Source organism: Achromobacter sp. UBA2119 (assembly GCF_002331005.1).
Classification (GTDB): Bacteria; Pseudomonadota; Gammaproteobacteria; order Burkholderiales; family Burkholderiaceae_B; genus Achromobacter; species Achromobacter animicus.
The window spans coordinates 816,678-837,722 of sequence record NZ_DCYD01000015.1; the positions used below are offsets into that span (position 1 = coordinate 816,678).

Annotated in this window: 20 protein-coding genes; 1 reads left to right on the forward strand and 19 read right to left on the reverse strand. The window is 60.9% G+C overall.

Annotation, left to right across the window (positions count from 1 at the left end):
- Window positions 1–485: 485 nt before the first annotated feature.
- From B3098_RS18240 to B3098_RS18330, 19 genes are all read right to left on the reverse strand, one after another.
- The gene (locus tag B3098_RS18240) at window positions 486–1,379 is read right to left on the reverse strand and encodes a type IV secretion system protein (protein ID WP_152385219.1); all 894 of its coding nucleotides are present in this window, start codon (window positions 1,377–1,379) and stop codon (window positions 486–488) included.
- The gene (gene virB5 / locus B3098_RS18245) at window positions 1,379–2,128 is read right to left on the reverse strand and encodes a P-type DNA transfer protein VirB5 (protein ID WP_180098136.1); all 750 of its coding nucleotides are present in this window, start codon (window positions 2,126–2,128) and stop codon (window positions 1,379–1,381) included. Before virB5 ends, B3098_RS18240 begins: the two co-directional genes overlap by 1 nt.
- Window positions 2,129–2,130: 2 nt before the next feature.
- Entirely contained in the window at window positions 2,131–4,590 is a 2,460-nt protein-coding gene (locus tag B3098_RS18250) for a VirB4 family type IV secretion/conjugal transfer ATPase (protein WP_152385217.1), read from the reverse strand.
- Window positions 4,587–4,988, reverse strand: coding sequence for a type IV secretion system protein VirB3 (locus B3098_RS18255; RefSeq protein WP_152385216.1), 402 nt, complete (start codon window positions 4,986–4,988; stop codon window positions 4,587–4,589). Before B3098_RS18255 ends, B3098_RS18250 begins: the two co-directional genes overlap by 4 nt.
- A complete protein-coding gene (locus B3098_RS18260; RefSeq protein WP_152385215.1) occupies window positions 4,988–5,317 on the reverse strand; it encodes a TrbC/VirB2 family protein in 330 nt (109 codons plus the stop codon). The genes B3098_RS18255 and B3098_RS18260 overlap by 1 nt, the downstream gene beginning before the upstream one ends.
- A 112-nt stretch (window positions 5,318–5,429) precedes the next feature.
- Entirely contained in the window at window positions 5,430–6,095 is a 666-nt protein-coding gene (locus tag B3098_RS18265; RefSeq protein ID WP_152385214.1) for a lytic transglycosylase domain-containing protein, read from the reverse strand.
- 3 nt (window positions 6,096–6,098) lie between these two features.
- Window positions 6,099–6,698 (reverse strand): TrbM/KikA/MpfK family conjugal transfer protein, encoded by a 600-nt coding sequence (locus B3098_RS18270; RefSeq protein ID WP_227741279.1) that lies wholly within the window; start codon window positions 6,696–6,698, stop codon window positions 6,099–6,101.
- Between the two features lie 15 nt (window positions 6,699–6,713).
- The gene (locus B3098_RS18275) at window positions 6,714–7,574 is read right to left on the reverse strand and encodes a hypothetical protein (RefSeq protein WP_152385213.1); all 861 of its coding nucleotides are present in this window, start codon (window positions 7,572–7,574) and stop codon (window positions 6,714–6,716) included.
- A gap of 57 nt (window positions 7,575–7,631) precedes the next feature.
- Window positions 7,632–8,921 (reverse strand): prepilin-type N-terminal cleavage/methylation domain-containing protein, encoded by a 1,290-nt coding sequence (locus B3098_RS18280; protein ID WP_180098137.1) that lies wholly within the window; start codon window positions 8,919–8,921, stop codon window positions 7,632–7,634.
- Between the two features lie 67 nt (window positions 8,922–8,988).
- Window positions 8,989–9,615: a type 4 pilus major pilin gene (locus B3098_RS18285; RefSeq protein WP_152385211.1), complete on the reverse strand. Its 627-nt coding sequence runs from the start codon at window positions 9,613–9,615 to the stop codon at window positions 8,989–8,991.
- Window positions 9,616–9,671: 56 nt separating this feature from the next.
- On the reverse strand, window positions 9,672–10,769 hold the full coding sequence (locus tag B3098_RS18290) for a hypothetical protein (RefSeq protein ID WP_152385210.1): 1,098 nt from the start codon (window positions 10,767–10,769) through the stop codon (window positions 9,672–9,674).
- Window positions 10,766–12,559 carry an ATPase, T2SS/T4P/T4SS family gene (locus B3098_RS18295; RefSeq protein ID WP_152385209.1) on the reverse strand — a complete coding sequence of 598 codons (1,794 nt, stop codon included), beginning with the start codon at window positions 12,557–12,559 and terminating at the stop codon, window positions 10,766–10,768. The genes B3098_RS18290 and B3098_RS18295 overlap by 4 nt, the downstream gene beginning before the upstream one ends.
- Complete coding sequence (locus tag B3098_RS18300; protein WP_152385208.1) at window positions 12,556–13,086, reverse strand: hypothetical protein; 531 nt, start codon at window positions 13,084–13,086, stop codon at window positions 12,556–12,558. Before B3098_RS18300 ends, B3098_RS18295 begins: the two co-directional genes overlap by 4 nt.
- On the reverse strand, window positions 13,070–14,431 hold the full coding sequence (locus tag B3098_RS18305; protein ID WP_152385207.1) for a hypothetical protein: 1,362 nt from the start codon (window positions 14,429–14,431) through the stop codon (window positions 13,070–13,072). Before B3098_RS18305 ends, B3098_RS18300 begins: the two co-directional genes overlap by 17 nt.
- 1 nt (window position 14,432) lies before the next feature.
- On the reverse strand, window positions 14,433–16,121 hold the full coding sequence (locus B3098_RS18310; RefSeq protein ID WP_152385206.1) for a type II secretion system protein GspD: 1,689 nt from the start codon (window positions 16,119–16,121) through the stop codon (window positions 14,433–14,435).
- Window positions 16,122–16,145: 24 nt separating this feature from the next.
- Window positions 16,146–16,883: a TcpQ domain-containing protein gene (locus tag B3098_RS18315; RefSeq protein ID WP_152385205.1), complete on the reverse strand. Its 738-nt coding sequence runs from the start codon at window positions 16,881–16,883 to the stop codon at window positions 16,146–16,148.
- Between the two features lie 15 nt (window positions 16,884–16,898).
- Window positions 16,899–17,225, reverse strand: a complete 327-nt coding sequence (locus B3098_RS18320) for a hypothetical protein (RefSeq protein ID WP_152385204.1) — start codon at window positions 17,223–17,225, stop codon at window positions 16,899–16,901.
- Complete coding sequence (locus B3098_RS18325; protein ID WP_152385203.1) at window positions 17,209–17,484, reverse strand: hypothetical protein; 276 nt, start codon at window positions 17,482–17,484, stop codon at window positions 17,209–17,211. The genes B3098_RS18320 and B3098_RS18325 overlap by 17 nt, the downstream gene beginning before the upstream one ends.
- Before the next feature lie 217 nt (window positions 17,485–17,701).
- On the reverse strand, window positions 17,702–19,180 hold the full coding sequence (locus B3098_RS18330; protein ID WP_152385202.1) for a tyrosine-type recombinase/integrase: 1,479 nt from the start codon (window positions 19,178–19,180) through the stop codon (window positions 17,702–17,704).
- Between the two features lie 1,488 nt (window positions 19,181–20,668).
- Here B3098_RS18330 and B3098_RS18335 point away from each other — a divergent pair.
- A complete protein-coding gene (locus B3098_RS18335) occupies window positions 20,669–20,812 on the forward strand; it encodes a DUF2474 family protein (protein WP_286898221.1) in 144 nt (47 codons plus the stop codon).
- Window positions 20,813–21,045 lie beyond the last annotated feature (233 nt).

Below are 21,045 nucleotides of genomic sequence, written 5' to 3' on the forward strand. Positions count from 1 at the left end.
GGCTGGCTACTGCGCAGCGCAATGAGAAAGGCACAGCGATTGCTGTGCCTTTTACAGGGTCCGGTCGCTGTCGCGTCCTGACCGGCCTACTAAAGATGCTTTGGGAAGTTTTAACGCTCTTGGCGCGCGTCCCGAGTCATAGCCTCGGTCATCTTCATGCCCTGCTGGTAGTCATGCTCCCGGCGCCAATCCCAATTACTCTTTGAGCGGGGCGTTGACATTCCAATCAGGAACAATTGAGACGGCCACTTGAAGCAGAGATACCACAAGGGACGGAGAACCCAAGTCCAAGTCGCCTTGGCAAGGCTCATCCATTGGAAAGCTGATATCGGCTGATCGGGCGCAACACCGGGCGGCACCGATAGCGGCACATCCGTGCCCATCAAGGGGTTCTGAGAAAGTGCCTTTCCCAGCGGCTTTAAAGGATCCATCTATATCCTCGAATTTTTATGCTTGTCAGGGAGGGCCGCGATTGAAACTTAATATTAGCCAATCTTCCCAATGAATGGAACTGCAATTCCGCCGCCGGCGCCGCTGCCAGTTATTTTGGTAGCCACTACTGAGACCTGTTCTAGCATGAACTTGGAGCACATCATGAAGAACACGATAGCCGTGAGCATGGAAAATATATTGATCTGGTCCGCTTTCGATAGATCGATCAAGCCTTGCTGGAGTTGTCCGAACATCCCCATGATGAACATGAAAACCACCATAAAAAGGCCTGCGTAAATAGCGTAGTAGAGGGCCTGGCCGAGCCAGCTGTGGAAGAACTGCTTGGTCGGTTCGAACAGTAGTGCGAGTATGCAAAACGGCCCCATGACTACAACTAAGCCCATCCCAACCTTTACGGTGATTAACACCAGCATCCCAATCGCGCTCATGACCGCTGAGATGATGGTGATGATGACCGAGACAACCACAAAGACAAAGGCCTGAGCGATTTTCTTGATACCGCCCGGCGCGCGCTCTTGCAGTCGCGTGCCTATCTCCGCGCCATTATTCGCCGCGTCATCCATCATTTCAGAAGGGGTCTTGACGGTGCCGGTAAATAGCTTAGCCACGGAAGTAGGCAGATCCAGCATGACACCGACAATCTCCTTTTGATATAGCCCCCCGGTGCCGGCGATGGACACGATGATCACTATGTTGAAGACCCGCCGACACGCATGAAGGACGGGAGTTTGGATCGCCCCGGAGCAGATGAGCCAACCGTACCAGACAAGCGCAACAGACAGGCCAACCGACACGAATGGCAATAGCTTGAGGGTGACCGAAGCGACCATTGGCGTGATGACTTTGGTTAGCATCGTGGTCACCGACTGGTCGATCCAGTTCGCGATTCCACCGAGACTGACCAGGCTAACCCCGGTGGTGGCCATTATCTCGCTCCCGGAAGCGGCGCGCGTATTGCGCTGAGGCTGAAAGAGCTGTCGGCGAGCTTTTGGGCTTGCTGCTCCATCAGGGCTTGCTCGGCCTCGATCTGGCGCGTCAGTGTGTCTGCCCGCGTTTGATCGGCTTGGATGTTGGCCTGCTCGACCAGCAGGCGGGCCTGCAGATCGGCGATCGCCTTCGGATCCTGGCTCTGATTGATCTTGGCCTGCAGCTGGTCCACCTGCTTGACGCGGGCCGTCATCGCCTTTTGCGTCTGCTCCATCATCGCCTGGCTGCGAACCGCGAGTCTTTCGGCCCGGGCGTCCAGATTCTTCTTGTCCTGTTCGTAGTTGCCGGTCAACCGTTCTTCGCGCTCGATGCGCTCCACCACGTCCGAGATTCCGCTTGGTCCGCCGTTTGAGGCACGAAGGATTTCGCGTGCGTCCGCCGGCAGCGCGTCACGAATCGCCGGGTTGTTCAGGATGTCGCCGAGGTTCCGAGTCCCAGTGAGGGCTTCAAGCTGGCGCTTCTGGCTTTCAAGCTGGTCCTTGAGGACAGCAATCTGCTCAGCATACTTTGCCAGCGTCTCGACATGCTTGACTGCCCGGTCGGCGATGCTGGCACCATCCACGACCGGGATGCCGCTCGCGTGCACGGGCGCCAAGGAGTTTGAGAGAAGTACAGCAGCCAGCGCTACGGTGAAGCTTGCGCGCCAGCCGTGGGTCGAGCGGCGTTTTAGGTTGTGCTTCTGGAACATTTTCATCTCCTTGTCGCCTCTTGGGCGAGCTTGAGGTAGTGGGGTAGCCAGAGGGCAGGATCGTCGCCAAGCTTGGCAACTGCAGCCTCAGCGATTTCGGCCAGATCTTCAGACCCGGAGAAGACCAGCAAGGCTTCTGGGCAAGATGAAAGGTCGAGCTCTGCGGTGACTGCTGATTCGTTTTGCTTGACAACGAACTGCCGGCTGAATGGCGGCAGATCCTTGACCATCTTGAAGACGGCCGGAGACAACTTGAATCCCTCGATATACTCCTCGGCGGTCGCCTTGGGGTTCTCGAGAAAGATTGCGGTGGCGGACTGCTGGATAAGCGAACGGCCCACAGGGTTCTCCAGAATCGCCGCTGGCTCCTGTGTTGCGAAAGTGAGAACGCCGTTCTTCTTACGCACCGTGCGACTAGCGTCCTGCATCGAAGCCTGGAAGTACGGTACTTTTAGCGGGTGCTGGACCTCGTCAAAGAAGAGGGCGATCCGCCGACCGTCCATCATCTGGTCTGTGCGGTAGAGCAAGTATGTGATTGCCGCATCCCGGATTGGCCCTTCATCTAAATACTCCGTCAAATCGAAGCCAAAGAGGTTATTGGCGGCTAGGTCCAGCTCGTCTTTGGGGTTGTCGAACAGCCAGCCGTATTCGCCTCCCGCGCACCAGCGTTTGAGGCGCTCTTTCAGACTCAGTTGACCTTCCGGTGATGGCGCAGCAGGGAGAAAATTGATCAAGTTGGACAAGCACCGATCCTCCAGGTCGATGTGCTCCACAAGCTGGTTGACCGCCATGGCGATCTGCTTCTGTTCGGATGCAGTGGGGGCTTCCTCCCCGTTAGCCCCCAGCAGCTTGGTCATGGTGGCCATGAACGCGACGTTCGAAGCGGTGACCGGCAGCTGCAGGTAGTTCCAGCCGGTGTTAACGCCCAGTCGCAGCGGAAAGTACTTACCGCCCATCGCCATGACGGTCACCTGCATGCCCCGATCCTTGTCGAAGACGATGCCCGTGTAGTTGAACTTGCGAGCCTGCGTGATCAGATGTCCCAACAGGACCGTCTTGCCGGCGCCAGACTGCCCGATGATGGACGTGTTCCCGAGGCGGCGCTTGCCGGTTTCGTCGACGTCCTCGAGCGAAGCATGAAAGTTCAAGTAGTAAGGCGTGCCCCCCGTTGTCTTGAGCATCGTGACCGCCGGCCCCCAAGGGTTGCCCGCGGGCTTGCCGAAGAGGTAGTTGTGCATCGATGAGAAGCTCAGGAAGTTCAGCGAGGTAATCGGAGCGGGGCGAGGGCGCCACTTCCAGTTGCCCGGAAGTTGGGCGGCCCACGCAGCCAAGGATGAGCGATCACATAGTCGGCCGATGATCTCTTCGTCGGCCAGCGCGCCACTGATGCTCGCGGCCGCCCGAAGAGCCCGCTCGCTGTCTTCGCCGAAGACCTGGATGGTGGCGTGGTGGTCGCCCATGACGAAGCGGCCTGCGGCCAGCTCATCGCGCGCCTTGTGCAGGTCCGCGATCTGTGACGACGAGTAGTCGCCCGAGTCTTCCAGCCACTTGATCTGGCGTGACAGCGCTTTGAGCCCATCGGGCTTGGACATCGCTCCAAAGGACTGCGACAGCACGAACTCGTGCGGCTGGTTGAGCAGGCAGTTCAGGTGGCCCGCTTTGGTGGTGTTGGAGTATTCACGTAGTTCCAGCATCACATAGCGCCGTGTCCAGTCGGGCCCGCGCATTTCGCCCAGCTCACCGTGTGTGGAGAAGAACTGCCGGCTGGTCGGCAGGTAGTTGTAGAGGCGGGCATTGACCAGCGGCACGGGCTGCATCTTGCCGTTGAGCAAAAAGCCAAGGAATTCGGCGGGCTCCGAGAACCGCGACTTTCGACGTGTTGCCTCCTCCCCGCCCGTGTCGTGCGGAGATTCTCGCTCCACGATGGATAGCAGTTCGGGCGAATAGCGCTTGAGCGATCCACCGAGCTTGCGGTTGACGTCATCTAGCTGCTCGATAGCCTGGTTCTGCCACGCGAGCGCTGAGCGCGCCGTGCGTTTTTCGAATTTTGACAGAATGCGCAGGGCTGGATCGATCTGGGCCCGCATGATCACGGTCAGGTACATTTCGTTGATCATCGGCGGCTTGCCTGCGAAGACCTTGCGGTACGCGGCGTCGTGATCGCGAGAGAACTGATCCGGATACTCGCTTTCGGGGTACTCGGACACCCGGCGCCGGACCAGGTGCGACCATATCCCGAATCCGGTTGGGAACCCCCGAAACACGTTGTTCAGTTCCTCGACCCAGCGGCAGTGTTCTTCATCGCTGTAGCCTTGGAACGTGCGTCCATCGATACGCCACACCGAGAGGTATTCCCAGTCGCGGGTTGCAATGATGGTCGGGGTGACGTGATGGGAGTAGGGGACAAATGTGCCGACTGGCGGTTCATACGCCGGCAGCGTCGCGATGGATTGTTGTGTCATCGATCGTGAACTCCAAGCCATCGGGCCCAGGGGCGCCGCCGGCTGTAGGGTGTTGGCGTGAGGGAGATCGCGCCCCAGAAGCGCTTGTTCTTCGCCAGAAACTTAGTTTTGACCCAAAGCTCCCAGATCCAGAAGGCGCGATCATCATTGCGGCTCAGAATCGCCATCACCGGGTAAAGGACGGGAAATAGCAGCCAGCCCCACAGCGTGAATGAAGCGGCGGTGACGGTCAGGAAGACCAGTCCAGCAAATGCCCGTGTGGGCACTCCCCCGGGGACGGTGGCGACGCGGGTGGCACCCTTGAAAAGTGGGAAGCGGTTGGGCGGCACTTCTGACCCCACCGCGACTGGGGCGGCTGCAGCTGGGGCTTTGGCCTTTTGCTTGGGCGAGGTAGCCATCAACCGAAGGCCAGCTTGATGATGCCGCCAGCGATGGCACCGGCAAAGACGATACCCACTGCCCACTGGTAGGCGGTTTCCTTGCGGATCACGTCGAACGAATAGAGGATGCCGATAATGCCGGCGGAGACAAGGCCAATGACAGGGATGATGAGCCAAAGCCAGTCTTTGATCTTCTGCACGGCGGTGGTGGCCTTCTCGAACTGTGCCATCGCCAGTTCCGGTTGCAGCAGGAGGAGCACTGCCAGGGTTGCGTATGCCAGGGCGGCAAGCGTGCGGTGGCTCTTGGGCTGCGAGCGGACGGGGAGGGCGTTGGATGCTGCGGTCATTTGAGACTCCAAGGGGTGACGCCACCTGGCGATGAGCGAGGCGGCATTCGTTGAGGTAGAAAAAAGGGAGGAGCCGGTGTTTAGCGGCTAAACATCGGCCAGGGGTAGACGACTATTGCGCCGTGAGGCGCGAGGCCGGCGTCGGGACGGGCCTGCCGAATACGGCATCTGTGCGTGGTTCGAATGCGTCTTTGCGGGGTGCTGCGAAAGCGTCGTTGCGAGGCTTCTGAAAGGCATCCGGCTTGGACGGCTTTCGAGGCGGCGCGCTGCTGGTCTTGGGATCGGGATTGGCGGACGCGCCTCCCTCTTTCACGATGGCGGGGACCGCCAGACCTGCGCCGGCGATGACCTTGCCGACATAGCCATTCCTGAAGCCGGAGGTTAGGTTGCCCGTGTTGTAGCAGCTGAATGCCGCATATAGCGCGTTCTGCCCCGCTCCGTGCAGCTTCGCCGCTCTCTTGTAGCAGTCGACCAGCACCCGCTGCGCGGAGGCCAGGTTGACGCACGGATCAAAAATCGACTCGGGCGTCACGCCAAGCCACTTCCAGTTGCGCACGTTGATCTGGCCGTAGCCGACGTCGAAGTCGACGCCCTGCGCGATGAGATCACGCACCGCCTGGACTGCCTCCTCTTTGGACTTAGGGCGGATGCTGCGATGCGGCTTGGCGTTGACGCCGATGGCCAGGGGATTAAAGCCCGACTCATGCCGAACCACCGCGCTCAGCGTACTGATATGCACGTCAGGCGCGCACTGCCGGGCGAGCGTGGGAAAGTCCATTGTCTAGTTCCCCCCGCTTCCTGAGCCGTTGAGCCACTCTTCATGTTTCTTGCGGTCGGCGAGCTCCTTCTCGTATTTGGCGAGTTCCCGGTCATAGTCCTTCGCCTCGACCCAATAGCCCCGCTCTTCCGGCGTGCCCACGTACCGGGGCAGGTCGTCGTCGAAGGCGGTGTATTCGTGCGAGCTATACGCGTTGCAATAGCCGGGGCGCTTGTTGCTGATAATGGGATACCCGTCGTCGGTGGACCCCTGCCACCTGCCGAGACCGGCATTCAAGGAGACTGCATCGCAGCGCCCCGCGCCCTGCGATATCGCGCGCACCAGGTCGCTCATTTCCTTTGAGTCTCCGGAGGCGGGGCAAAGCGATAGGAAGTCATGCCGGGCACTGAGGGTGTCCGACAGCTTCTTCTTGTTTATCCCGAAGTAGCGGGACAGGGAGGGTGAACACTCGCTGGGGCGTGAGCCACTGGAAAGACACAAGATCGCTTCGCAGGCCAGGCGGGTATCGCCCGTCAGAACATCCGCCGCGAAGGCGGTACCCACGCCAGTCGAGTACGACACTGCAAAAACAAGGAGCGCCATCAGGCGCCGCAGGATGTGCATGTTGATTTCCTCCGATCAATGGCAGATGTCGTAGCTGCCGACATCGATGACGGTGTTCTTTTGGCGCGTCTCCGTGGTGACGGTGCATCCGTTGACGGAAGTGATGTTGACCACGCGCGTGGCGCCAACGCAGTAATCGAGGTCGCCTCCGGTGCTGCTATCGCAACTGCCGTACAGTTCCGCCGTGAGATTGCCGTTGGAAAGCTGACAGTGGCCGAACGAGCCACTCTCCCCGCGCCTGGTCACTGACTCCCCTGGGGCCATCAGGAGGCCGAACCAGATGGGAGAGTTCGAATTCCCGCTGCCCGCCGTGGTGCCAGAGGCGTAGGTGCAATTCAACGTGGCTGAGGGTCGATGAATGGTGACGCCGAAGCGTGTTCCGTAATAGACCATCATGCCTTTTGCCAGATTCGGTGGAAGGGTGGAAGTGTTGTTCGTTTCCCCCGATTCCGCGCCGTTCGCGGCGGCGATCAATGTGTCCACGACACCCGACAAGCGAGATGCCGTGCACGAGTCCTGCCACGGCCCCCAAGGCTCATACGCGACGTCGTATGCGTTGGCCTGCAGGATGTATGCGGTCCGGTAACGGGTGCGATTCCCGGTGAAGCCGGCCGGGCACGCGGCCGATTCGGGTTGGGATTCAGCCCGTCGGCAGCCGCCGTAGGTGGTGTGCCAGGCATAGCCGGCCACGCATCCGCCCGGGGGCAGCGGTGCACCCTGGGTGACCAGAATGTTCATGTGAGTCAGATCCGTCTTGAGCTGCACGTCGGCCTGTTTGCCCGGCGGATCTGCAGCGGCTGCGGCGTGGCTTGAGACCAGGAGCGCGGCCAGTGCGAGCGCGCGCCTGCCCCAGCACTTGAGTGTGTGGAAATTCATGCTTGCCTCAAAGGTGATGAGTGCGTCCAGGTCGGACGCACAAAGCGAGCGGACTGCTCAGTTCTTGCAGCCCTGGATGACGGCGGCGCGAGCGTTAGCGCCGGCCGGCGAAATGACAACCCGGTCGCCAGCGATGGCCAGCGTCTGGCCGACCCGCACGTAGCTGGAGCCAGAGTTTTGGAAGCTTCCTGCGAAGGTCCCGTTCACAGCAACCGCGCCGGCGGCGTTGACTGAGCCGGACCCTTGGATGGAACCACCCACCGAGCCGCCAACGTTGACGTCGCTCCCCGTGACGGTGACGTCCAGGGACTGGATCGACGCATAGCGCCATGGCGTCTGACCTGCTGGGCAGGAAAGGGCAGGTATTGCCGCATCGCTGGGCAGGTTGCTGTACACGCCTGTGATCACGTGACCGAAGGGCGTGAACCACACCCCACCCGTGCAAACCGCGAGCATCTTGTTGGCAGTCGATGCGTAGAGGCCCTCCACAGTGCACGCCGCGCCTTGGGCGACCGACGTGTTGAGCAGCAAGCCTTTGTTGCTCTGGATCGTCTCTCCCACGGTCAGCGTGTTGTGCAGCGTGACGGGCCGGGTTTCTCCATGTCGCACGAACTGGCCGAAGGGTGTGGCGTCCAGGCTTGCAGCGATGACGGCATGCCCTGGCTGCGCCCCGAAATCAAACCAGGCACGCGGAATGTCCATCAGCGGACCTCGGACACTATTCGACCCGCGGGCGTCGTGGCCACCGTATCCTTCGGCGGCGAGAATGACCTTGCTCAGGAGGGTTTGGTCAAAATCGCCGCGGCTGCCCGCAGGCGGCGTGCATTCGGCGCCTTGCCGCAGGCTGCGCGCCGTGCTGATGGGATGGCAAGCATAGACAAAGGCGCTTGTACGGCAATCAGCGCCTGGGCATGCGCCCTGTCGGACCAGAATGAACCGCGCTACGTCTCCCAAGCTCGGGTATCTCGGGATGGTCGCCGGCAGGAGCCCTAGCGCCGTGAGGTCGGACAGCCCGCCCCGCGCCACTTGTGCGCCTCCCACGCTGGCCCAGGCTAGAGCTGGAGGCGTGGGATACGAACCAGCGGGCAAATCGGTGAGGTCTTCGCCGCGCAGCCAAGCCTCATGCTTTAACTGTAGATCGACCACCGCGCCCCGGATTTGCATCAGGTAACGGCCGGTCGCTTCAGCGGCGCCCTCGTCTGCCTTGCGTCTGACTTCCTTCGCCGCGAATACAGCCAGCAACATGACGAGTAGTAGGGCGACAGTGACCTCGACGAGCGTGAAGCCTGCCTGGGTGGGCGCGCGCGCCCGCGTCCTGCAGGACAGCGGTGATTGAATTAATTGCATTGGATCGCCTCGTTTGAGAGCCCGTGCGGGCGTGCTGGTGGCACGCCCCTCACGCGGTCCCAGAGAATCAGCGTGTGGCGAAGACGAAGGTGTTGTTGTCGCCATTGACGCAGAGGTTTTGGGCGGTGACGGCGTTGAACGTCCCAGACTCACTGTTGGCACCCAAGGTTTTCGCGACTGTGCCGTTTACGCTGATCATCTCGGAAATGCCGTTCATGGTGGAGGCGAGAACGGGGCAGGCGCGATGGTTGACGTTCGTCAGCGTTAGGGAGAATGCGCTTCCGGCCGCGCCGCCACCCAGCGCGGCCGGCGCGATAGTGATCGTTCCGTTTGAGCCCACGCCTGTACCGCCGAGGCGGTGTGCAACCGTGTTCCCGGTCACCTTGAAAACCGTGGAGTCCCGCAGCGACGGCGCCAAGTTCTGCGCGTTGTCGATCGCCGAGTAAGGCGTGGCCGAGTCGCCTTCGCTCATGATCCGGGCCGTGGACATGAACCGCTGCAACTCGCCGGCGGCTGCAGGCACGCGGCCTTGGATGAAGAATCCTTTCACAGAGGGAAAGCCGACGATGGCGAGGATGATGACGATGGCGATGACCGCGCCTACTTCGACCAGCGTCCAACCGCCCTGACGGCGCAGGTCTGCAGATTTGGCGCGTTGGATGGCGCGCTCGGTCGCGATGTTGTGCTTTTGCATCTGAATTCCGTTTGTTCGAATAAGTTTTCACCACGAGCATTCGTGGTGGCGAGTTGCTACATTGCGTCGATCATCAAGGCGTTGCGCATGTCCATGATCACGCTTTGATGCCAAAAAAAGAGGCCAGCCATGACGAGGACGGCGCAGATGAGCGTTGCCCATCGCAGGACCTTTGCGCGGTCTTCAACGCGCTTGAGAATGGTGGTCTCCATGCGTGCGCGGGTCTTCTGCAGGCCTGCGTCCAAGCCAAGCGTGTTCGAGAGGTCTTCGAGATACCAGTAGATCTCTCGATCGAGCAGGCCAACGTCAAATATTGCGGCGCCTTTTTTTGCGTCGTCGAGTCGATTCTGGATAGCCTGAAGCCGGTGGCTAAGCCAACGGGAGGCCCCCGGTAACTGCAGCTCTATCGCTTGACGGATCTGCATGACCTTGCCAGCGCGGGGCTTTACGGCGGTTGCCGCGGTGCTTACCACGGCAATGGCTTGAACGTCCCGGTAGAGCCGATACGGTCCCCACTTGTCGAGCCAACGGCGTAGCGGGTTGTCCATATAGGGAAACGAGAGATAGACGGCAACGCCGAGGGCGATCGATATCAACCACAGTCGAATACCTTTGTCCCGAATCCACTGCGCCATGTCGAAGAACGCCTGGGTCGACGGACTGAGCAGCTCAAACCGTATGTCTGGCATGGCGTCCTGCAGCATTGGTGCGGTGAGGTAGGGGACCGCGAGCATGACCATCGCCCACACCAGTAGCAGCATTAGGGCGGCCACCGCCAGCGTGCCGACGAGGATTGCCCTAAGCTGGGCCGTCACCCGCACGACGGCGGCCATGTCGCGCAGGCCGCCCGCGAATACCGCTTGCCCTTGAGTTTGCAGCGAGACAAATTCCGCTACTTCTCGCGGTGGAAGCGTGCGGTGAAGCGTCCTGCCAAGCTCGCCGGTTTCCACGATACGGTGAGCCCAGTAAGCCGACAGGACGCCGCGGGCGCTTTTGCCGTAGCGCTGCGCGTCAGCTTCAAGAATGCTCAGGAACGTCCGGCGACCCTGGGTGTCCTCCGTCATGTCGGCCAAGTATTCGTACCAGTCCGCACGGGCCCGCGAGAACTTGTTGGCAGCTTGGCCGACCCGCGTGAAGTAGAAGGGAATCTTCATCCCTTTTTCCTTTGGCGCAGAAGTGTTGCGTACGCCGTGAAATGAGGCTCAATGTCCCGGGGGTCGATCATTCCCTGGCTCATCTTGTAGACGGCGCATTCCATGGTGGACTTGCCTTCCATATCGGGCTCGTCGTACCGGGCGGTGCGCTGGCTGGCGAAGATCGCTCTCAGGCGGATCTCGTCGCCGTTTGCGATGGCTCGAAGCGCATCGGGATCACTAGAGGGCTCGAAGAGTTCAGCTACTGCGGTGCGACTCGCGTAGCCGAAGAGTTCCGGGATCCCCTTCTTGCGGCAGTGTTCGCAGCCGTCCGGGTTGCGGATCTTGAGCGAATCGCTGCCGAAGTCGTATAGGGCTTCGATGCCCGCCAAGTACTGTTGCCATGTACCGCGATCTCGTTTGATGCCCATCCGATCCTGGGCACCGTCAAGGAGTGCCACGGCGGGAAGGGCGCAGCGGCACAGTTTGGGCATCAGGGCTTGGTGAACGAGCAGCTTCAAAACGCCAGGGGTTCCCAGCGTGCTGCGCGGTATTCCGATTTCGCTGGAGGCAAAGCGCTGCGGAATGGCAAGCGCACTTCCCACGTGCGTCGTGCAGTAAAGGTTGCTGCCCGAGAGCACGATGTCCTGAAATGCAGCGCCTGTGAGCACATCGCGAATCTCCCCGAGAAAGACGTCACTCGCGGCCGCTCGCTTGAGCGCCATGAGCTTCGATTTCATCGTTTCGCGGTCGGAGCCATCCAGAGAGCGCGAAACGCTGGCTTGGAGCACTGCCTCAAGGATGAGTTCGACGGGATCCTCGATAGACATGACCTTGCGCGTTCTCGGCAGACGCACAATCAGTTGGGCAATGCTCACCGTCTTTCCGGAGCCAGGGATGCCGCCCATGACGATGGCGCCGCCCATGCTGCGCATCGCCCGCTCGAACTGGGCGACTTGAGAGGGGAGATAGCCGAGGGCTGACATGTCCACCTTTTGCACCTTGGAGTCCACGTCGAGCAAGCGCAGCGTGATGGACGGCCCCTTGTCTGCAATGAATGAACCCCAGCGAAGCATGTAGCTGCGCTCGTCCACCACCTCGTACAGCCGACCCTGTTGCTCGTTGGCCATGTCAAGGAATAGGCCGTTCCCGCCGCTGACATCCAGCCAGGCAACGCTGGCCATGTCGAGGAGTTGCTGCGTGGGCATCGCTAGATGTTCAGGCGTGGTGTACTGGCCGTCGATGGTGGCGCTGATGCGCGATTTCGCGGCCGTGGTGTCGATGTTCAGATGCAGATCGCTCGCATCGTTGCGTACCGCCCAGGACACGATGTCGTAAAACCCTTGGCGAACTGCCGACTTTTCCTTTTGGCCTCGGATCCGGGAGCTTCGCTGTATCACGTCTTGGGCCTGCATCCGCTCTCTGACAAGGGTCAGCAGAATGACCGGGTTGATCGTGTAGATCTGGACCGGGCCTTTGGCGGCGTCGATGGCGCGCTGTTCGACGGCGCGAAAGATGTCGGTGTCGACTTCGCGCGGTTTGACGAAAACGACATAGCGCGGTCCCTCGAGCTCGGCGACACATGCGGTGACCGCCGATGTCGAGCCGCACCAATCGACCTTGAGCGTCCTGAACGCCGGCTGCATTTGCGTAATGTCTTCGAACGAATCGATGTGCTGGTAGGCGTCACCGGTGGACACTGCAGGAGTCGATGCGTGCATGTCCAGCACCGGCATTTCCTCTTGTTCGCGCAGGCTGACATGCACCGTGCGCTTGAGCCGCCGCACCAACTGAATGAGGCTTGAGATCATGGTGTTCCTCGATTTAGGCAAAAGGTGACGACATCCTGGGACTGGTCAACGAAGCTGGCGCACGGTTGAGATACGGCCTGCAGGCGCAGTCCGAGGTCGACGCCGGCGACAGGCTCGGCGTAGCCGCTGCGGTAATGCGCCCGCCGGCCCGCCTGGTCGATCATCACCGTCAGCTGCTTTCCGACGCCTGTGATGGCGAGAAGCCGTGGCGGCGCGACAACGGGCGTTGCGTCAGGATCGGGTTTGGCGGCCTGGGCAGCAGGTGGGCCGGAAGCGGCAAGCTGCGCGCCTCCGCCTTTTACGGTTTGCGCCTTGCGATTCTCCTCATCGAGTGCGCGCTGGGCATCGAGCTCAAGCAGTTCTTGAACGGTTTGGGGAACAAGCTGGCTCAGGCTGGCGACATCGACGCCGGCGCCGACCACCCCGACCTGTGCCGACACCGAAAGAGGGACGGCGAGGGCGACGGTGGCGCCGGCGGCGGCAAACACGAGCCAGCCTTGCCGCTTGCGTTCAGGGCGATTCAACATAGATGGTTCCTTTGAGCGTTGTGACGAAGGCGCTCGTCGTGAGTCCCGGAGTGGTGTCCGGCGTAAAGCGCATCTGCAACTGCGTGACTTCTGAGGTACGCGGAAGCGCCAAGCCGTACAGGGAGCGCAGCGGCGCGTTGATGACGAGCGCGCGCGTTGCCGGAAGCTTGATCTCCTTGGGCCGGATTACGGGTTGTTCCAACCCGTTGGCAAGCTTGACGTTCGGTACCGTAATCGGCACTTGTCCCGGCGCAGACAGCGACAGGTCCTGCAGCGCTGGGCGCAGTGCCTGCCAGGACGGCTCCCAAACCTGCCGCATCGCCTTTGCGTCGGGAAGTTCCGCCAGCAGCACCGGCTGAGGCGCCAACCCCGCAGGGATGGTCCAGGAGGCGTTTGCGGTCTCCAGATCAACATGCTCGATCTTCCAAGTGGGCGGTAGGGCCGTGCGCAGGGTGCGATTGTCCGCAAGCCGCGTTCGTTGGTATTTAGCGACGCAACTGCGCACCGGCGGTCGGCAGTCCACCTCGACAAGCCTCCAGCGGCCGGGCGCGGTGGGCACATCCTCCAGTTGTTGCAGCAGCGGGGCTAGACCCGGCTCTCCTAGCGTTCGAGCGGTCTTTGCCCACGCAGCGATTGCCTTTTTCCACAACGTTGCAGGGTCAACTTCGGGCTGCGCGGCCAGCATCTCCTGTGCAATTCGCGCTTGCCGCTCCTCCCAGTAACTCATGCCGATGTCCCAGGCCTCGTACACCAGAAATAGGCCCAGGAGGGTCCACCAGAACGGCGAGACCATCGCGAGACTGAAGCCGGCTCGGCGCAGGGACGACTGCTGGTTGGTGTGAGCTGCTAGCTGTTGCAGGGAGAACGGCCGTGACTGCGTGCGGTGGTCCCCGTGCACCTGCGCCTCGCCGTAGCGCGCCAGCGCCTCATCGAGCGCGCGCTGTGCCGCCTGCAGATCTGCAAAGACCGCGTCTCCGCCCGTCTGGACCACACCAGCAACAATGACGGCAATCCATACGGATTTGTCGGGCAGATTGAGCGCCACGATGTGGGTGCCGTGACGATGCATCTGTGCAAACGCGGCGGCCGCCGAGAATAGGATGGCGCGCGTCTTTGCGCGACGCTCCTTGCCTTTGGCGATGAGAAGCCCGACGGAAGGGCTGCGGGCATCGCTGTGGACAAAGTGTGTGGCCTTCACCTTGCGTGCCAGCCGCAGCGCTTCTTTCTGCGGATCCTCGCCGAGGACCGTCTGCCATCGAACTCCGAAGACAAGCTGATTCGATGTACCGGGGATGGCGACGAGCCGGTAACTCAGCCGCCGCGGGGTCTTCTCACGTCGTGCCACGTCAGAATCCTTCTTCGGGAATGGCCGTGACCAGAACGACCGTGAGCATCTGCTTCTCTTGCGAAGCGTCGGAGCCGCCGGCGAGCATCGGTGCCTTGTCGTCCAGACGCCGCCTGGTAGAGGTGTCTGCCGACTGCTGGTAGCCGCCGATCACCACTTGCTCGCCGGGACGCACCATCACCTGCTGCACTCGTCCCTGGCCGCCGATGTCGGTTTGCTGGACGAACGACTGATCATCGCGGGAGCCGACCGGCTCCTTTTTCATTTCGATGAGCCGGGTGTCGTCGTAGGCAATCGTCAGGAGCACTTGGCCGTCGTCCTGCGCATCTGGCACGACGGTGAGGAAGGTGCCGACAGTCTTGTTGTCCTGCGTGACGGTGACGGTGGGGGCCGAGTTGTCCGACGTGCTTTGCGTCTGCTGCAGGTCCTTGATGTAGTCGAAGGAGCGGCGCGTGTCGTACTTGCCCGGGCGGCGATTCTGCATCAAGAGCGGGATGCTCTTGTGGTCGATGATCGAGCCCAGCTGCGAGAGCGCTGACAGTGCAAGGTTGGTGCCCGCGAAGGGACCGCTTCCCACTCTAGCGCCCACGCTTCCGGCGGCCTTGGCCGCGTCCAGCATCGGCGCGACACCGATTGCGGAGGCCGTGTTTTGGCGCCCCAGGCTGTTGAACAGGATGCTCCAATCCACGCTTCCCTGATTGATCCGGTCGCTCTGCACCGTGATTTCTTCGAAGACTAGGCGCACGCGGCGGGTCATCTGACGATTCTCGGCGTCGAGAAATTCGCCAATTCGGTCCTGGGCTTCCTTGGTGTCCGTCACGACAATCGTGTTGGACGCGCCGTCCGCAGCCTTGATCACGCCGGCACGGCTGAGGAACTGGCTGACCTTGCTGACGACCGCCGCCAGCTCGCGCGCTTCGTCCTTCGCACCCGCGCTGGTTCTGTCCGCCAGCATCGAGTTGGTCGACTTGATATCCCGCTGCAGGTTCTCTTCGGCCGCCTGCGTGGGCGTGCGGACCACATAGCTCTTGGTCTCTGTCCGGTAGAAGCGCAGCGCGCCGATCTTGTCGTCGTAGCGCCAGTACACGCCCAGGCGCAGTGCGATTGCGTCCAGCACCGAGGCCAGCGGGGCCTGGCCGGCTGGCAGTGGTGCCATCTTTGTGCGGGCCACGCCTGTGGGCAGCGCGGGACCTGCAATTCGATCCACCGCCGCGCCGGGGATGAGGGCCGGGACGAGCGTGTCGGCGGTGCTGGCGCCCAGGCTGAGCGGGTTTACCGTGCCGAGGTCGCCCGCTAGGCGCGGTAAGAAGTATTCGGCCGGCAGCAAGGCGTCCGCCGTGACCTGCGTCAGGATGCCTGTGGCAATCTGGATCCGGTCGGCCAGCGTCTTGAGGTCTGCGGAATTGTTCTCGAAGAGGAGCGTCGTGTTGACGTTTGCCCGCAGCGCCGGCGGCAGGGTCACTTCCCGTGCTAGTGGCTGCGGTCGGCCAGCGATCCAGGGGAGTTCAACGACCTGACCCTTTGCACGGTCGACGTCGCCGGCTCTGAGTTTGAAGTGGTCCAACGCGATGGTACCGTCGGCCTGGCGCAGCGCTGCGCGGGATTCGACGCGGTCGGTGGCCTGCAGGGCCGAGCAGCCGGCGAGCAAGGCCAGCATGACCGCCGTCAGTACAGTGCGGTAAGAATTCATGGGTTTTCCTGGTCAACGCCGCGGCTAGGATTGCGTGGCGGGGGAGCGATTGCAGCTGCGGGTGAAGGGCAACATGCGCAGGACGCGGTTGCCGTAGAAGCAGGGGCGGATAGGCGATTCGCTCATTGCGACTGCCTGGGACAGCGCCTGGGTGGCCTCTTGGAATGAGTCCGCCTCGAACTCGGCGGGGGCCTGAATCGGTATGTCGAAGTTCAGTTCCCACTGATCAGGCCCGAAGGTCCAGTTGGCATCCGCTGCCCAGCGATTGAGCGCTTGGCGGACCGTCCCGTCTTGAGGACTGACGCGCCAAATCTGTTTCGGCGGGTCCACGACTTGCGGTTCTGCAATGGGCTCCGTCGGCGCAACTTCAACCGTCACGATGGTGCCAGCGGTCGGTGTGACTTGTTGCGGACTCGCGCTCACATCGGTGGTAGGCGCCGTGGCTTCACTTGTCGCTACCGGCGTCGGCGCCGACGCAGAGGTGCCGGCACCCGACGTCACATCAGTAGCGGCCGGCAGCGGTGCGCTGGCGTCAGGTGCAGTGCTTTCTGGCTTGGGCGGCGCTACGGGCACGGGAATGGGCGGAATGTCGGCCGTGGCCAGGACGGTCGGCGATTTACCCGGTAGAACGGTGCGCGGATCCGCATGGTTGATGAGGATGCGTCCGGAGTCCGGAGGTGTCGGCGGGGCGGGCGGTACGAATCCGCAGGCCGAAAGGAGGCAGACGGCCGAGGCAATGGCCGCCAAGAGGGATACTCGCATGGGGGTTCCTAAGATCTACTTGAGGGACCGGGGCGTGACGCCCTGTCGTTCAAGTTCAAGGTGAACGGCGCGCAGATCGCCGGGCGGGCTATGTCGCCGTGTGAGCAGCAGCATTTCCAGCAGGATTGGCAATAGCGACGCGTCCGGCTGTCCACCGACGCCGCTATCCAAAAGGGTGAGACGCAGTTGCGAGACGTGCTCAGCGACCTGGTCGTCGATTTCGAGGCGATCGCGGAGGTAGGCTGACAGCGTCATTCCCCGGTCTGCTGCGGCCTGTTCGTAACGACGACGAGCCGCGTCGGACAGTCGAAACGTAATCGGGCGTTCAAGCAGGGAGCGCATGAAGCCGGGCCTCCTCTACGACGATGTGGCCTATGGCCTGAGCAAACGCCTGTTTGAAGGCGTCCAGCCGGATTCTTCGTTCGAGGGGCGAATCAGCCTTGCCCTTGCAATGCTCGATGAACTTTTGATCGCGATATTTGGCAGGGCTGATATCGGGAGCCGCTTCGAACCAAGTGCGTGCGGCATGACGGGCGTCGCGTGCTGTCGACGGGAATTCAAAAGATGCGGCCCAGGAACGGGCCGCAGGCGGATTGGCCATGCGGAGATCCTTGATTGAAGTGTGTGCAGATGGCGCCCGGCCTGGGCAGAGAAGGTGTTCGCTGGGACGACCAGGGAACACAGAGAGGGTGTGCGCTGCGGCAACCCTCTCGATTGGCGCGATGTTTCGCAACGGCTGGTAGGTCAGCCCGAATACTATTCGCGGTTCAAAGCTGGTGTGCTCTTGGCGAAACGAACCCTTGGCACACCGGCGTTAACTACTCATTTGAGGGCGGACCCTTTCTCGACGTCTTGGAACGACGCGTCCTAGGGGTGGTCAGCCCCGACGGTAAAAGCTGATCCAGATAATGTCCCAGATCTTGCCATGCCTGGCGCTTCTCATCGGCAAATTCATACAGTTGATAATGGCGACGAATCTTGTTCTTGCCAGTGTGCACCACATGCCCTTGGCATCGGTCAATAACATTCTCAGAGGCCCCTAACCGTTGCATGATGGTGGCCCCTGTCCTTCTCAGATCGTGTGGCGTCCAATTGCCGTTGGCCCCTTCAGCCAAGACCAGAGTATTGTCGTTTCGGCGGCCTTTTAGCGGCGTTCGATCCTCCGCCTTGAACTGCGTCTGACGGTCACCTATCTGTTTTGTCACTGATTGACCGGAAAGCGGCCCTCGGCCATCCCGAGCTGGGAACACGTACAACGAATCCGAAAGTTGCATCGCACCTTCGAAGTGGCGCGCGGCGAAGTCCGAGAGATAGACGAGCTGGTCCTGCTTTTGGCGGCGCCGTCCCTTGGAGTTTTCCTTCGGTATGAACCAAGTGCGTTCAGGAAGGTTAATGTGGGCTTTCTCGGCCTTGGTCAACGCCCCGATGCGTGTAAGCGTGCTTAGGCAGATCCAAACCGCGTGTTGAGTAGCGGGTGAGACCGGCAGCTTGGCTACTCGTTTATTGGGCGCTTGTTCGTACTCATCTTCGCCAGATCTGAAGCGATCTGCCAGCTCAATGATCTCGGTGTCATGCAGTACGCGGGTGCGTACATTCTCCGGGTCGTAGTCATCGTCAAGCAGAAGATCGAGGTCGATGAGCTTAGCTGGGTTGCCTTCGATGAGGAGGCGCCGCCAAGGTTGGCGATCTTCTGCCCAACCGAGCATTTGGCCTATCGCGCCGAAGATGATCACTGCCAGGCGATTTGCACCGCGTGCTATTACTGGGCGTAAAACCTTCTTTATGTCATCCTCGGACAACGCCCGCAATGCGGAGTCACCGATCGTAGGCAGTACGTCCTTCCCGAAGATTCGCTTCAGTTCAGCATTCTCGTCGGAACGGCGTACGCCCTCGCTGATCCACGCGTCGTACAGGTCCTTGACGCTCAGATCATGGGCGCGACGCTGGCTTTCCTCGCTGATTACCTGCTCGACTTTAAGTTGCGCCTCTATTTTGTCGGCAACCTTCTGCCGCCGAGGGTCCACACCCTTCGCTACGAGTGCTCGTGCGTTGTCGCGCCTTTCACGGATGGTCACCAAATCGACCGTCGGCCAGTTGCCGCAGTAATACCAAACCTTGCGGCCGTCCCACTTGAAGCTATAGCGGAACGCAACCGCAGCGGTTCCATTTACCACTCGAACTTGGCCAGTCAGACCTCCGCCGTCTGCGATACTGTCCTTCGCCCACGCTGTTGGAATGGACTCCAATTCCCGGACTGTCCATTTGTGACCTCGACCTTTTTTCGGGTAACGCGTCATGCCCTTTTTTCCGTCATATGTACACCCATGGGTACACCCGGCTGCGGATTGCGACGGATGCGGGTGGATGATAATGGAAATTCATGCGGTGTAAGTCGTTGAAAAGGCGCAATAAGTTTTCCGCACCTGTCCACACCCTTCCATGGTCAACCAATTTGGGAGCAGAGGGTCGTGAGTTCGAATCCCACCGCCCCGACCAATAAAATCAAAGGGTTAGCTCAATGTCGTTGAGCTAACCCTTTTTCTTTGCTGGGCATATGGGACAACATATGGGACAACGAACTTGCAGTTGGCGGTGAGCAAGTTCACGCGGCATCAAGGCAAGGATGTGCACTCGGTGGCAATAGCCCATCTCGGGACTTGCCGGGTCTCTGCTTGATTGGGGGGGGGTGGGCAGCTCGCTGCACTTTGCGCTCATCAGGCCAATTGGGTGGGCTCTGGCGACTGTTGCGCTTGGGGCAGGCCAAACCCCTTCATCTGAGGCTGTGTGTGCTGGGGCAGCAAAGCGAGAGTTCCGAACCCAGGTCGCAGAGCATCGGCGGCACCACGCGACAGTTGAATCGTTACGACCCCTCGGCCCTTCCATCCTCGCGGCGCTATTCGTTAGCGGAGCAAATGCCGAGCTGTGCTGTGGACCGGTCTTCCGCGGTTGCACTTTTAAAGCGTCGTGAACGGACTCTACATCGATTTCGTACTAACCACGGGGAGCAGGTCAATTGGTCGACACGACCGTTTTGACCTAACCCTGCATCGTTAAATCAGGGGATAAAGCTCTGAATTTCGTTGCGGACCACGGAGGTGAACGTGGCCCAACTTATTCGTCGAGTCGTCTGCGCTTTTAAATGGCACGTGGACTTGTCGCCCTTGAGAATCCCTACCAGGCGACATGCGCCAGCGACAGATGGACGGATTTTGCGGCCAAGACGTGGTCCAGTGTTCGGGAATTTTTCTTTGCTAGGTGCCTGCGGAAAGTGCCGGTGCCGTTAGCTAATTGCGAGACGCGAAGACAAAACGAACAATCCAGGAGACATTCTTCACTCTGGAAGTTCCCTCCCGTGGCACCGTCAGAGCAGGTACGGTTGTACCTCCCAACCCCAAGTACCGTACATTCCTTCATGTAGGTACGGTACGGCGGGATCACCGCCTACGACGCCAACAGTCTGCGTATGTAGGTGATTTGTCGGGAAAATCTCGGAACTTCAGGCGGGTGAGTGCATCGAGCTCGCCTCGATCCGCTGTCTGGTGACTAGTGTCACTCCTACCGAGGGCCTATTGCAGGGTTCTGGCTGTGGAGGTCTGATTTCATGTGTCGACTGCAAGGCGCCCGCTATTTGTTCGGCATGGGGCCCTTGCCTGTGACAGGCCACCTGAGCTTGTCCGGCACACTGTCGGCTTGGTCTGGTATTGGCCATGCAGCCACGCTGGATATACGGCGTGGTCCTATTACGTTTTCAGGGGGAAGGTGAAGCCTGGGGCGGGGTATCACTAATGGATGTTGTAAAAGGAAGAACTCGAAGGCTCGCGCATCGGCTTCTTTGGTTGGCGGCGATATGGACGTTGAGCGTGGTCTCAATGGGCCTGTTAGCCCTTGTGCTACGGGTAGTTTTGGGCCCCGCCGGTCTGATGAGCTGACCCACGCGTTCGCATCACCGCAGCCCCGAAAGACGCTCAGATCTACAAATGCGGTGAGGCCCATTGAAAGATGCGGCGGTCGCCTTGCAAGTCCGTCGAACTTGTCGCCCTTGCAAGTTCATGTTGGACAAAGTCTCCGCAGAAATCGGGATGGGCGGTCTGCCGGCGTCCGTTATTGGCCGCGAGCGGCCGCTGGGGACGGGCGGCTTCCGACCGAGGCTGTGTGAAAACTC